Origin of the sequence: Jejubacter calystegiae (assembly GCF_005671395.1) — a bacterium.
GTDB lineage: Bacteria > Pseudomonadota > Gammaproteobacteria > Enterobacterales > Enterobacteriaceae > Jejubacter > Jejubacter calystegiae.
This window is the reverse complement of sequence record NZ_CP040428.1, coordinates 1877732-1891554: the sequence shown is the minus strand read 5'-3', so window position 1 is coordinate 1891554 and position 13823 is coordinate 1877732. Positions and strand designations below refer to the sequence as shown.

The window sequence follows — 13823 nt, the reverse complement described above, 5'->3', positions numbered from 1 at the left end:
AATAGACACCGCCACAATCATCAAATATAAAATAAAAATATCGAGCTAATATTTTAATTAATAAAACTAATCCATTATTAACACATAAAACAGAATTTCATCCTGATTTATAATGAATGTAAGGTTTTTAATATCACAAAATGATAAATATCATCACATTTTATGTAAAAAAAGCGTTATTTATTCGCAATAAAAGATGTGCATTTGCGATGTTTCTAAGTGTCTCCTGCCAAAATAGCCAGGATTTTTACTACGGCAACGCGTTTATCCTGGGGAATAAGACTGAGTCACAACTTGAGGTACCAGAGTAATTCTCATATCATTCACCCATTCAATGACGATGTAATAAAACAAAATGGACAAATTCCCAGGCAATACCAGGATAGCCGTATTTTATCGGGATAATATTTTCAGGAAGATGATTTATCGGTTCTTTGAAGACGGTTTCCATTACCCCCAGGAGTCTATTCTTTTTAGTGACAATGTTGATGCACTATTCGCAACACTTTCGAATAATCCGCCAGATATCCTTATTAGCGAGTTTAGTTTTCTGTTTGGGCATAAGTCCTTTAACCGATTCATAAACGGCGATATTGATCGCAGCTGCAAGGCCTGCAATGTGCGGCGCGTCATTATTGTTCCCAACGCCAACCCATGGCTAATTCAATATATTATCGATATACAGTTTAGCGTCACCTTAAGCCTGTATGACAGCAGCGCCGAGCTGTATAAAGCGATTGCGTATCTTCAGCAACCCGACCCCAGCATGCCTTTTGTTTCCGCTTATCTGAAGGCACGTATGCGCAGCGCCGGCAAGCAGCGCTTTCCGCTTTCGCCAGGTGAACGGGAAGTTCTGCATATGATGGCCCAGGGCTATACGCTGAATGAAATCGCCCAAATCAAACACCGGGCGACCAGCACAATCGCCACGCAAAAACATAACGCGATGAAAAAATTGGGGGTTACCAGCAATAGCGAGTTGATGAAATATCTGTTGCTGATGGAAAACGCCAAATAGAGACGGGGCAGGCTCCCTGCCCGGCCCCATTACGGATAGATAATATTGAGGGTAGCGGAAGTGTTAATTTTCCCCTGAGTCACGCTTTGCGGCGCATAGGGATAGTAGTAGACAGCCATAGGAATGGTAAAGTTTTCGCTCAACGCACCGCCCGCCGCGACGCTAAAGATGGCCGTAGCGCTACCGCGGCTGGTGGTGGAGGTCGAGAAAGTCACCGGTATCTCCCCCGCTTCGCGTTTCACCACCCGCAGCCCTACGCCTTTGGCTGCATCGCTGCTGTTATCCACCAACACGGAACTGTCGCCGGACAGCAGATTATTGCTCGACAGAAACATCTCGATAGCCCGGTCAGAGGTATTATTCTGCGCCAGCGACTCACAGCGCATATTCAGGGTAAAAGGCGTCAGTCCCGGCTGACTGGAAGCGGTCACCTGACTGATGCCCAGGGTCGGCAGCGTCACGGTAAGCCCGGCGTTATCGAACGCGCAGGTGGTCAGCTTCGGCGCATACTTCACGATCATCGGCTGGCCGAACATATCACGGTTGTCATAGGGCCAGTTAAAACCGTTAAACAGCCACTGGAGGATCTTACCAATCTGGTTAATCGGCCACATGATGATTTCCCAGAGTGACAATCCGCTCATATCGCTGACGAACATAACATCGTTCAGGGTTGCGGTATCTCCGGTCAGAGCCGTCCCCGCCTTACTCACCAGAGTGAAACGTACGGTAAAACTGGTGTTCAGTTCCGAAGCGCTATGGCTGCCCCCCTTAGATAGGGTGGCATTGGGGTGTTCATCGGTAATTTCGGCGCGAACATTATATTTATTATTGCTGAATCCCAACACGGTGGCGTAGCTACTGTCCGTCGAGAGAATCGGCGTATAGGCGAATACGCTGTTGCCGGTTGAACAGTTAAAGCTTCCGGAATATTGCGTGCTGAAGGTTCCCGTCCACTCCGGCGTCGCCGGACTCAACTTATCGGAAAGATCGACATTAATCGGCGCGGCGTACTGGATACTCCCACTGGCGCAGGTGGCGTAGCTGGATGCGCTAAAGCCCGCCAGCACCACTAAAATCAATAGTCTTATCATGATGCTATCCCGTTTTTACTGGCAGTAAGAAGCGGCGTTGCTCAGCCCGTACTGCGGATGATTAATCACGCAGCCGCCGTTGCGTAGCCGGATTTTAAGCCGGATCGGTTGTGCGTTCGCCCGGATATAGAGCATGCTGGCCTGGCCCACAAATCCCACGGAATCGCCGCGTTCGTTAAAGACCTCGCTGCCAAACGGCAGAGGCTTGCCATCCGGTGCGGTGGCGCGCAATTCCCAGGCGCTGCGGCTATCCGTCTCAAAGCGCAGATAGTTCACCGCGCCGTCGTAAGGCACGCTGTTGGCCATATTGCCCAGAATCTCCGCACCGCTGCTGTTATCGGTTTTGGTCAATGTCACCGAATTCTTACGGTATGGCGTGGCGTAAGGCACCAGCGCCAGACCGTCGCTATTGGTCACGATGCTTTCATCACCGTTAACCATCAGACCGCGGGCCTTCGGCGCTTCGACGACCGTCATGGTGCTGCCGATTTCATTCGACGTCAGCAGATGCCAGGGAATTGCCACCAGGCTGCCGCGGCTGCTCAGGCCGCTCTGGCGATAATCGGAAGACTCGCTGTAAGAGGCCCCCAGCGTGGAGAAGCTGGCGCGGTATGCGGTATTGACACTCGCCATATTGCCGCCGCCGCGCTGATTACTGCCGGAAAGCGAATAGCTCAGGCGGTTAGAGGCCAAAGCGTTACCGCTCAGCGTGATATTACTCTGTTCGTAGTGCGAATCGGTGGCCGTCAGGCTGGTCGTCAGCCAGGCGTTGTTGTCGAACATCGAAAACGGCAGGTTGAGCGAAACATAAAAACGCGTCTCTTCGTCGCGATCGCTGTTTCTGACGCGGCTTGCAGATAGGGTATAGCTGGCGCGCCCCAGCCCGTTGGAGTAGCCCAGTTGATATTCGCGGCTGCTCTGGCTGGAAGTCCAGTAATCACGCTGGGTACCGGAAAAGAAGACGGTTCCCCAGCCGTCGGTCAGACGTTGGTTCAGGTTAAGCGTAAAGGTGTTCTTCGGGCGCGCAGCGCGCAGCGCATCCCAGGCGTTAAGATCCAACGCAGGCGCTTCGCCAAACCGATCGCGATAATCGTCGTACTGTTTACGCAAACGCTGGTAGCCTTCCCGCGAGTAGAGCGCATCGCTGAAGGTATAGTAGCCTTTAGTGGAATAGCGCCAGGCCGCCAGCGTAAAGTTAGTGGACGTGGTATCCACGAATTTACTGTAAGCAATGCGGAAACTCTGACCGCTGTCACTGTGGTCCTGAAGCTGAGTGCGGGCGTGAGTCACATCCACAGAAATCGCACCAACGGGCAGGTTCCAGCCCGCTCCCAGCAGCCCGGCCTGGTAGTTATCGCTAACGATGGTACCCGCGTAACCGGTCACCTGGTTATTAAAGCCATAGCGCAGAGTACCCTGAACAAAGGCGGGATCGCCGCCGATGGTGGTTTGATGTACCTTACCGGCCATTATGCTATATTCGCTCACCCCCTCTTTCAGCATGCCGGGCACCGCTGAGAATGGAACGGTAAAGGACTGCTCGGAACCATCTGCTTCACGGACCACCACCAGCAGGTCCCCCGCCGATCCGGTAGGCTGAATATTGTCCAGCGTGAACTGTCCGGGAGGCACGTTTTCCTGATAAATGGTATTGCCGTTCTGGATCACCTTTACCAGGGCGTTAGTACGGGCAACACCGCGTACGATCGGCGAAAAGCCCTGCTGGGAGTCAGGACGCATCTTCATTTCGGTAGAGAGCGCCACGCCGCGTATGCGCAGCGAGTCGAACAGATCCCCCGGGGTATAGAAATCGCCAATGGTCAGATTGGATTTAATCGCGGCGACAGGGCGGCGCAGGTAGCGGGTGTTATTCTGCCATTCACCATCCTGCCCCGAGGTTTTTCGCCACGAACTGCTGTCGCGAAACTGCCAGCCAAACAGATTAGCGCCGGATTCCAGCCCCGCATAAAAGTCATCATCGCTCTCTTTATTTCCGGTTTTGGCCCGGGTGTTGTAGTAAGTCAGGTTATAAGAGAGCATGAGCGCTGGCAGCCCTTCATCCCAGAACTGTGGCGCCACATAGCCCGCTTCCATGTGCGAAACGTACGCCTGGGGCACGGTCAGGCGAATACTCAGGGTACTGGCTTCTACATCCACTTTGCCGCCCTGTACCAGATCGTGCAGCGTAATCTGCCGTTGCGGATTTTTGGCATCGGCAAGCTTTGCGGTATCAATCCCCAACAGCGAAGCATCTTTCCAGGCCAGCCGGATATCATCGCGCTTTTCACCGAAAATCACGGCATAACGCCCCTTCCAGTTGCTGTTGACGTAGATATCCATCTCCTGGGTACCGGCGGGCATATCGTTATTCTCATAAAAGCGCGACAGATCGGATTCCCCCGACATGCCCGCCAGCAGACTGGTATCGAAGGTTACCGCGCCAGATTTCTGCGAAAGCAGCAGCGAACAAACGGCCAGCAGGCAAAGTCTGTTGTGTTTCCATTCCATGACGAGCTATTCCAGTCAGCGGACCACAAAAGATTTGGATTTATATGCACCTAAGTCATCGACGTACTTCACCTGTATGGTCTGCCCTTTCGCGATCGGGCGCTTCGCGCTGGCGCTGGCCTGGCTGAAGGGATTAACCATCACGGCATCATTCAGGAGCAGCTCTTTCCCTGAAATAGCAATATTGGCGACGGTAATATGGAACGGGCTGTTATTCACCAACCGGATTTCCCGGCTTTCGGCCTGGATCTCCATTTTCGTCAGCGCATCATCCAGTGAACCTCTTAGCGACAATGGACGGTAAAACAGCTTGATGCGCGACTTAATCGCCAGCTGTACGGTATTCTGATTTTTCAGGTTTTCCGGTACCGGAGGAATATCCAGAACATTCAGGTAAAAAACCGATTCGCGATCGCCTGGTAGCAATGCTGGCAGCTTTTTAATACGCAGCTGCTGGCCATTATGGCCGGACACTTTCACCACCGGCGGTGAAAGTAAAAAAGGCACTCGCGCGGTCTCCGGTGTAGAGTTAATATCTCCGTCGTCGATCCATGACTGAACCAGAGAAGGATCGTCACCGTTATTCACAAGTTGAACGATCACTTCCTTACTTTTTTCCGGATAAATAACCCGGGTGCCGTTAATCACGATATTTGCCCACGACGATCCCGTCGCCAGTAATAATGCGAACAGATAAACGATTTTTTTCATGGCACAATCCTGTAGCCGGATCCGTGGCCGGACCCGGCTATCTATTACAGATAGGAAATAGTGTAGGTAACGTTAGAGCTTAATTCGCCCACTTTGGCGGCTTCAGCGTTGGTTTTATAGTAATAAACATCCAGCATCAGGGTTTCTGAATCTGGTGCTGCTTTATTACCCAAAATATCGGTAACAAACGGCTGGTCCAGCTGAATCGGCGTGGACGATCCCGGCTTCGCCAACGAGAATCCGACATTACGCGCCACGCTGGTATCGCTTTCATTAACGGAATTATTTAGCAGATATTTTCCGTCGGTGGAAATATTATTGGCAGACGAGAAATAGATCTTCAGTTTCTGGCCTTCCGTTGCTGCTGCCGGAGAGCATCCAGAAAACGTCATCGAAAAGGATTTTTTATTTTTGGTGATAGGGCCTACTGTCGTTCCGGCATCCGTCACGGAAATCGGGGACAGCGCAACGGTAAAGTCTGCGCTTTTACCACCGTTAATCGTACAGGTCGTATCGGTAATCGCACCGCTAAAATTAATAACGCCACCCGCAGCATTATCGGCGGCCAGCGCATTACCTGAAACCAGTACAGCGGCCAGTACAGTAAGAGAGGCGAATTGTTTCACCATGACAAACTCCATTAACTATATATAATAAATGACATATTTTCCCTGAAGGATGCCATTAACATTACGGCTGTTCCCTCAGACCTACAGAATAAAAGGCTTAATAGCTTTACTACGTTTAACTAATGGCTTTCTGTTAACCGCGATTGTGTCTCCTTTTGTGCCACAATGTGTGAAGTGCGCATTACTCAAAGGTCGAAATAACTAACCAATTACATATGCTTCACATTCAGCATGCAGCTCTAACGAAGAGCTTTAACCAATAACCCAGACAAATCCCTCAGAAGATTCACTAGTCAACGACACCATAATGCCGTAAAAAAACACAAAACAAAACATTATTCTGTTTTGAATTAAATTTAAAGACTATAATCTTTAATTAATGCACTTATAAGAAATTTAATCTTTCTGTTGATTTTGTATACAGCATGTTTAATGTTTGAATAAATTATTTGCAATGGAATTTTCTATTGCAACAAATTGAATAACTTTACTCCTCTTGACCCGCGATTATATAGAATCGATACTGCCCACTCTTAATGTGGATTCTTATAAAGTTAAGATGGAAACTATGAAGTATCTCATTGATCTAAAAATGCTTTATGAAGTTGACACCGGTATTATCATGATCCATGGTGAAGAGGAATCTTCATTACGTTTATCTAATCAGGCATCGCGCCTGCTGTATGAACTTATCATTAATAATGGCCGTATCCTGGAACGCGACGACTTAATCAAAAAAGTTTGGGAGGATCATGGCTTCTCAGGCTCTTCTGTGAGTCTTAATGTTGCAATAAGCGAAATTCGTAAGGCATTCCGTAATCTTGGCCGCGATCCCGGTCTCATAAAGACCGTGCGCGGCAAGGGATTCATCCTTGCCGCGCATATTGAGCATCATACTATCCGGCCCCCGGTTTCCCAGCCACCAGAAGAATCGCCAGAACCGCTTCTTCCGGAAACAGGCGACAAGATTTATCCTAATCAAGAAAAAGGCATCGTCTTGTTACCCGTAATGTTACTGGTAATTCTTATCGCCGCCGCTTGTGCATTTCTGTTAATCGATAAGAGAGTTCAGGCATTTGATCGACTAGATATCTCCGATATTCACATGGTGGGCAAAGAGCGTCAGTGTACAATCTACCTGGTTGATAAGAATATGTACGAACCCGCCTCGTTTTATCTGAAGCGGATCAAGCAGGAACTGCATAACTGGAGCGTCGACTGCGACAGCCAGCCAGCAGATATCTACTTTTCACAATTTAACAAATCGCAGTACCAGAATTATTTTATCGGCGTCTGCTACACTCCGCAGGATACGGAGCAATACAGCAACTGTCTTTCCCTTAAGACGCTAACAGGGAGTTAAGCTATGTTAAAAAAATACATTATTATCAGCATGATCATGACATTTATCGTTCTGATCGCCGGGATAATTACGCTCTATACGCGTAGCGAACAGCGTCAGGATTTCCGCTGTCAGTCCGATGTCAGTATCCGTAAAATCCACTCGAGCGGCGATATCAATGAACTCAAGGTATCCACCTTTTTTTTATTCAATAACCCTCATCTGATTACGGTTATCCATAAGGGAATACTTAAAAGTGGCGATCGCGTTTGGATCATCGACCGAAACCTCCAGGTCAAGGTTGATAAGCTAAAAGGCAGCAATATCTACTATATTGTCGATAAAAAGATGACCAAGACTATGGATGATACCGCACCGCCCAATATCGTTAGCGAGATGATGCTTGACAGCGTAAACTACTTTTATATGTCCCGGATAAAGAAGAACTCGTTACTGATTCAGGGCTTTGTACTGCCAGTAATGATGTGTGTGGACATCGAAAGCGAATAACTGGTCTTTTCTTGCGGTATCACAGCGTAGCAATTCACTTATAAAATCCTCACTCCACAATTAAGATTTTTATTCTTTACCATCCGGTACGTAATCAGCTCATCTGTAATCCTTTCCCCCCGGAAAACCCAGAAATATCTTTCTGGCATTCCGGGACTAACTTTTTCGCACTAATTAATAAACAAAATAAAAACCTCTAATTAAATCAAAACAAAACTCACCTAACTCAAGTATATACTCAGATTTTTACTTTCGTAATAATAATGGGATGAAATTTTCCTCATTGCCTTGATTGTTTCTGGCTGCCTATACTCCGCCCGGAAAAGGGCAGTGCCTTTTTCTCAACAACTGGACTCATTTTTTAAGGACTAATTAAATGAAAAAATTGAACGCTATCGTTCTGGGATCTCTGCTGTCTGTTTCCGCCATTAGCGTTGCAAATGCTGCCGAAGCAACTGCAACCGCCACCTGGCAGGCGTCAGCAACTAAAGATAGTGATTCTGAGCTGGTCGTAACCCCGACTCGCGCCCTGAAGTTCGTCTACAGCGCTAACACTCAGTCTTTTAACACCGACACCGGCCTGTTTGATGTTGTGATTCGTGGCGATCACTCCACTGCCACCAGCTTCAAGCTGGAAGCGATGGTTGACGACACTGACAACACGCTGTTCAGCGTTGGTGGTACTCCCACCAAACTGAAAGTGGGCGCGCGTTGGGGCGGTAACGATCTGGGTTCCAAAACCGGCTCTATCAGCAATGGTTCAACCGCCTGGACCACGCTGGTTGACTCCGCCAAACTCTCCGGCCCTCTGGCTTCCCTGGCCTCCAGCGCAGGCGCAGCAGCGGGTACTGAAGTTACCGCTCAGAGCAGCTTTGACTTCTTCGTTGATTCTGCTGAAGACAACGCTGGCACTGCAGTGGACTTCAAAGACCTGACCAACAGCCTGTGGGAAGGCAAAGTCTCTGTCGACTTCCGCGCCACCTGGAGCTAAGACCTAAAACATGTACAGGGGTGCAAACCCCTGTTTAGGGAAATATCATGTTTATCCTGAAAACGATCGCCGCTTCATTATGCCTGGTCACTGCTTCCGCGCTGGCCGTTAACGTGGGTTCAGTGACCACTATTATTCCCGATAATGCCGAATCCATTAGTAAAGAGATTAAAAATGAGTCCGACGCCGCACGAGTTATCTCCATTAGCGTGCAGCGCATCAGCAGCCCAATGGACGAAGGTGTGGTTATCCAACCCGAATCGCCGGACGAAATTCTGTTAACACCAACCAGAATGATCATGCCCGCCAACGCCAGCAATATTGTGAAGTTTTATTATCACGGAAAGAAAGATGGCCTGGAGCGCTACTACCGCGTCACTTTTGTCGATGAAGGAATTACCGAAGATCAAAATGCCGATGCCGACAAAAGCGGACAGGGCATGACCCGCGCCGTGGTCAGCACCATTCTGGTCGCTCAGCCGCGCAACAAGAATATCGACTTCGATTATCGCGACGGAAAAATTTTTAATAAAGGCAACGCCGCCTTACGCGTTAACGCCACCGGAAAGTGCCTGAAGCGTACCCCGGAAAACCCAAAGAACCAGTGCGCGCAGAACTTTTATGTCATGCCGGAAACGTCCCGCGATATCAAACTTATTGACGTAAACGATAAAGATTTCCACCTGGGCCTCTGGGATTTAAAACATTTTATTCCGGTGAAATAGGAATAACCGCCACCACCGGCCATCGTAGGTACCGCCAGCCTCAGAACACCACCTGCCCCGCGCAGGCAGCGGGCAGGGACCTGGGCCCGGACGGGCTTCGCTTTCAATCGCGAATAAGTAAGGATACATGGTGAATAACAAATTCGTGTTGCCTGTGATAATCGCCTGCTCGCTGGGGCCATTATCCGCATCGGCACAGCCCTCTTACGGTTCAAAGGTCATTGGCAATTATCGCTTTCCGGATACGCTCTATAGCCTGATGGAAGAAGGGATCAAAATCCCCGTTTACCTGATTAATAACGGTACGGTAAGCGAAAAAGAGAAGGCTGCTGGCAACCGCTATGTGCGCATTGGCACCGTCACACTTTTTGTCGATGGCAACAAACTCGGCCTGCGAGAAGTGGAAGTTCAGGAGTCCGGCAACGGTATCCGGCTCTCTAAAGAAATGAGCACCCTGCTCCAGGGCATTGATAACAAGAAATTTAACGACCAGATGCAAATCCCGGTGAAGCCAGGTACCGCATTTCAGTTGGATCAGAAAAAGATGCGCCTGCTGCTGACGCTCTCCCAGGACGACTACGGGGTTCAGTTGCGTCCGCGAGAAGTGGATATCGACGCACCGGAATCCGACGATCTGAGCGGCACCTTTACCTACAACCTTGGCGCCTACCACACCCGCAGCGGCTACGGCAGCAACTGGACTTCCGGCTACCTTAATGCCCGTAGTTGGACATCTATGGGCGCCAGCCACCTGTTGATCGACGGTTCCGGCTATGTGAATAAAGACAGCCACGAGACCCAAATGAACGCCATCATGCTGGAGCGGGATTACCAGGGCATGCGCTACGCGGCCGGTTTGCTCAGCGGCTGGGCGATGCAGTCGGTCGCCAGCGTCAGCGGCATTTCTGGTGGCGAAGTTTACGGCGTTTCCGTCGGCAACCAGGCCAACTCGCGCAAGCGCGATAACACTCTGTCGCTGACCCCCATCGTGCTCTACTTCCCAAGTTCAGGCGAAGCGCGCATTCGCCGCGACGGGCAGCTCATTGGCATTCAGCGCTTCGATGTAGGTAACCACGAACTCGACACCAGCCAGCTTCCCTACGGAATCTACACCGTTGAGATCGAGGTGGTCAACGGCGGCCGAACCGTGTCCCGCAATATTTATACGGTCAATAAGCCCTTTTCTAACAATATTTCCCAGAGCCTGCGCTGGCAGCTATGGGGCGGGGTCTATAACCGCGATAAAGCGATCATCAACGTAGAAAAATACCGTAAGCACAAAAAAAGCGACGATAACACCTACTACTATGATTATGACACCCACCACAAGGACACCATGTCGCTGGTGGGCGCCTCGTTCGGTAAACGCAGCGGCATGCTGGACTGGAGCGCATCGACCTACATGATGCGCGAGCAGATGGTCGGCGAATTCTGGGGATCGCTAAACCTCAGCAGCTATATGTCGCTGAACTCTCAAAGCATGGCGGCATCGGACGGCACCTGGCGCGCCAACTACGGCGCTAACATGCGCCTGCCGTGGAATATCGGTTCGGTCTGGTACACCCACGAAAAGCTCTCCAGCGGCCGCTTCCTGGATCTCTATGAAAACAACGGCAATACCTGGGGCGCTACCTTTAACCTACCCTCTTTCGGTCTGCCGTCAGCGGGCAACCTGAGCCTGACGCGCCAGGAAGATAAGGCCTACCACTACAAACGCTACCAGGTGGACTTCTCGCAGGGGATCTATGCCGGACGCTACGGCTCGGCACGTCTACGGCTCGGCCTTTCCCGCTATGAGTATCTGAACGACGAAGAGAAAGATCGCTATGTGATGCTGGATTTCTCAATCCCTATCGGCAATACCGTCTCGGTGGGCGTGACCCATAACCGCGACAGCGGCACCGCCCTGAACGTTAACGCCAGCCGTCAGTTCGATGGTGACTACCTGAAGTCGGCCTCTGCCAACATCGCCAAAGCGTTCAGCAGTAATGAAGGACAGCGTGATATCAGCGGTGGCGGCAGCGTCAACTTCGACACCCCATGGAACAGCAACATTCTCAGCGTACAGAGCGGCACCAGTAAAGGCTGGAACGCCACCCTGACCAGCAGTGGCAGCCTCGGCTGGTCGAAAGAGGCCTTCGCCGCTGGCCGCGGCACTGAAAGCGCTGGCGTGATCGTCGACACTGGCCTGCAGGGCGACGACGCACTGACGCTAAAACTTAACGGGCGCAAAGAAAAACTGAAAGGCGGTAAAACCTGGGTATCACTGCCGGCCTATCAGAACTACGACCTGGAAGTCATGAACAGCGAAACCGGTACCGAAAGCTACGATATCGGCAGCAACGCCCGGCGCCATATTACGGTTTATCCAGGCAACACCGTGGTGATGAAGCCGAGCGTGAAAAAGATCGTCACACTGTTCGGCCGCCTGGTGGACGAACATGGCCAGCCGATCGGTGCCACTCAGATCAAAAACCACGTCGGTATTACCCGCACCGAACAGGATGGGCGCTTCGTGATCGACGTCGACAAGAACAACCCGATTCTGAGCATCGCCACGCCGGACGACAGCCTGTGCGAACTCCGGCTTGATATTGAGTCCAACCGCGGTGCGCTGTGGCTTGGGGATATTACCTGCGACAAAGGCAACTACGTATGGCAGGAAACTAACGGGATGATGGAACGCGACAATGAAAAAGCTATTCGCTCTTAATTTGCTGCTGCTGGCCGCCACTGCTCAGGCGGACATACAGCTCAACTATATCGCCATAAAAAACCCGGACCATACCGGCAGTAGTAACACTGCGGCGCTGTTTAACCTGGACAGCACCTCGGCGGCCTTTTTGCATGGCTCCTTTGAATGGCCGACGCTCAGTAACAAGGTTAATAACGGCATTATCACCTATATTCCGGATAACCTGTTTTCTGGCCCGGCGGGCAGCCCGCTAACCATTAATTTCTCAGTCAGCGGCTCCAGCGCCAGCCCGTTCTTTAAAGGAACGGCCTGCACCACCTGTAAAGGTTCCGGCGTCACGGCACTGAACAAATATTCTGACACCTCCATGGTGGTGCAGCCACCGATCCTGGAACCTGCTGCTGCATACGGACGCTGGGTGCTGGGCGACGGCTTCTTTAACTATCTGCAGGACGCCGCACCGGGCAACGAGGTGATTATCTCCTCCACCCCACAGGCCAATAGCGTCACCGGTAACAAAACCACCACCAACACGTTGCACAAACTGGGGAATATTTCCCTGACCAACAACCGCGAGCTGAATTTGGGCATCGACCCCATCAGCGGCGAAATCACCATTGTGGATAGCGCCACAGGCGAATCCTGTACCAAATATACCCGTAATACGGTTTCCGGGGTGCTGTGCAAACTGATGGAGTACACCTGGGACGGCGAAGATATCAGCGGTTATACCCCCGGCCTGTCGCTGGTCAACGCCAATATCAACCCGATACTGGAATCGCATATGGCCGGTAATACCGGGCTGGCAGCCGAGATGACCTTTGATGAGAAACTCTGGTTCGGTCTTTCCGGGGGAAGCCTGAACGGCGCCAATGATTTTGCGAAGAGTTTCTTAACTGCGCCGCTATCCAGCGGCGGCAAGGCTTATCTGAAGATCTTTCTACCGCGGGATCTGATCCTGAGCATCGCCCAGAAGGGGGACGGCGAAAATATTGGTAATATCGTTAGCCTGTGCCTTAACCCGGCCCAGAGTACCGTCGCCGCCGACTTCTGTTTCCAGCCTGGGGGCAAGATGAGCATCCAGCCTATCGAGCCAGGGCTTGAGATCCGCCCTGATAACCCGGACTACGCGCTGGATCCCAATGGTTTCGGCGGTTCAGGCAGCGGCGTTATCGGCGAAGGTCCGATTGAGATCCCTTACACTATTACCTATAGCGGCGCCCAGAGCGATGTCGCGGTGGCGGTAAACGTCAAAGTCACCGGCCCCACCCGCAGTCTGGACGGCACCGACTACTGCGCCTTTAGCGGAAATGGCTTTACCGTGCCGATTCCCGGCAACATGCTGGTCGGCAAGAGCCGGACGCTGATGGCCCATAACTGTAAAGGGGAAGAGATCGCCATTCCGGCTCCAGCCACCCACGGCGAAGAGTGGGATAAGGTTAACTCCGGGGTAACCGATATCTGGCTATGGAAAACACCGCTGGTTTTACAGTTCGTTATGGATAATCCGGTTTCCCAATTAACCTATGAAGGAAATAGCTGGTTTGGTGAAGTCACTGCTCAGGGAAGAATTGACGTAAGCGCATCCTGGGAATAATTC

11 protein-coding genes are annotated in these 13823 nt (G+C 51.1%); 7 read left to right on the top strand and 4 right to left on the bottom strand.

Features of this window, described 5'->3' with window-relative positions:
- Window positions 1–418: 418 nt before the first annotated feature.
- Complete coding sequence (locus FEM41_RS08740; RefSeq protein ID WP_168198774.1) at window positions 419–1018, top strand: LuxR C-terminal-related transcriptional regulator; 600 nt, start codon at window positions 419–421, stop codon at window positions 1016–1018.
- Between the two features lie 29 nt (window positions 1019–1047).
- Here the strand turns inward: FEM41_RS08740 and FEM41_RS08735 are convergent, their stop codons facing one another.
- Genes FEM41_RS08735 through FEM41_RS08720 form a run of 4 tightly spaced genes read right to left on the bottom strand, consistent with a single transcriptional unit; the run spans window position 1048 to window position 5960 of the window.
- The gene (locus tag FEM41_RS08735) at window positions 1048–2112 is read right to left on the bottom strand and encodes a fimbrial protein (protein WP_138095609.1); all 1065 of its coding nucleotides are present in this window, start codon (window positions 2110–2112) and stop codon (window positions 1048–1050) included.
- 15 nt (window positions 2113–2127) lie between these two features.
- Window positions 2128–4620 carry a fimbria/pilus outer membrane usher protein gene (locus FEM41_RS08730; RefSeq protein WP_138095608.1) on the bottom strand — a complete coding sequence of 831 codons (2493 nt, stop codon included), beginning with the start codon at window positions 4618–4620 and terminating at the stop codon, window positions 2128–2130.
- 15 nt (window positions 4621–4635) lie between these two features.
- Entirely contained in the window at window positions 4636–5331 is a 696-nt protein-coding gene (locus FEM41_RS08725; protein WP_138095607.1) for a fimbrial biogenesis chaperone, read from the bottom strand.
- A gap of 44 nt (window positions 5332–5375) precedes the next feature.
- Complete coding sequence (locus tag FEM41_RS08720) at window positions 5376–5960, bottom strand: fimbrial protein (protein ID WP_138099142.1); 585 nt, start codon at window positions 5958–5960, stop codon at window positions 5376–5378.
- Between the two features lie 568 nt (window positions 5961–6528).
- Between FEM41_RS08720 and FEM41_RS08715 the strand changes: the two genes are divergently transcribed.
- The 6 genes from FEM41_RS08715 (at window position 6529) to FEM41_RS08690 (ending at window position 13820) form a co-directional block, all read left to right on the top strand.
- Window positions 6529–7323, top strand: a complete 795-nt coding sequence (locus FEM41_RS08715) for a winged helix-turn-helix domain-containing protein (protein WP_138095606.1) — start codon at window positions 6529–6531, stop codon at window positions 7321–7323.
- A gap of 3 nt (window positions 7324–7326) precedes the next feature.
- The gene (locus FEM41_RS08710; protein WP_138095605.1) at window positions 7327–7812 is read left to right on the top strand and encodes a hypothetical protein; all 486 of its coding nucleotides are present in this window, start codon (window positions 7327–7329) and stop codon (window positions 7810–7812) included.
- 376 nt (window positions 7813–8188) lie between these two features.
- A complete protein-coding gene (locus tag FEM41_RS08705) occupies window positions 8189–8803 on the top strand; it encodes a common pilus major fimbrillin subunit EcpA (RefSeq protein ID WP_138095604.1) in 615 nt (204 codons plus the stop codon).
- 47 nt (window positions 8804–8850) lie between these two features.
- Window positions 8851–9528, top strand: a complete 678-nt coding sequence (locus tag FEM41_RS08700; protein ID WP_138095603.1) for an EcpB family pilus assembly chaperone — start codon at window positions 8851–8853, stop codon at window positions 9526–9528.
- A 127-nt stretch (window positions 9529–9655) separates the two neighbouring features.
- Window positions 9656–12241 carry a CS1-pili formation C-terminal domain-containing protein gene (locus FEM41_RS08695; protein WP_138095602.1) on the top strand — a complete coding sequence of 862 codons (2586 nt, stop codon included), beginning with the start codon at window positions 9656–9658 and terminating at the stop codon, window positions 12239–12241.
- Window positions 12219–13820, top strand: coding sequence for a receptor (locus tag FEM41_RS08690; RefSeq protein ID WP_138095601.1), 1602 nt, complete (start codon window positions 12219–12221; stop codon window positions 13818–13820). The genes FEM41_RS08695 and FEM41_RS08690 overlap by 23 nt, the downstream gene beginning before the upstream one ends.
- Window positions 13821–13823 lie beyond the last annotated feature (3 nt).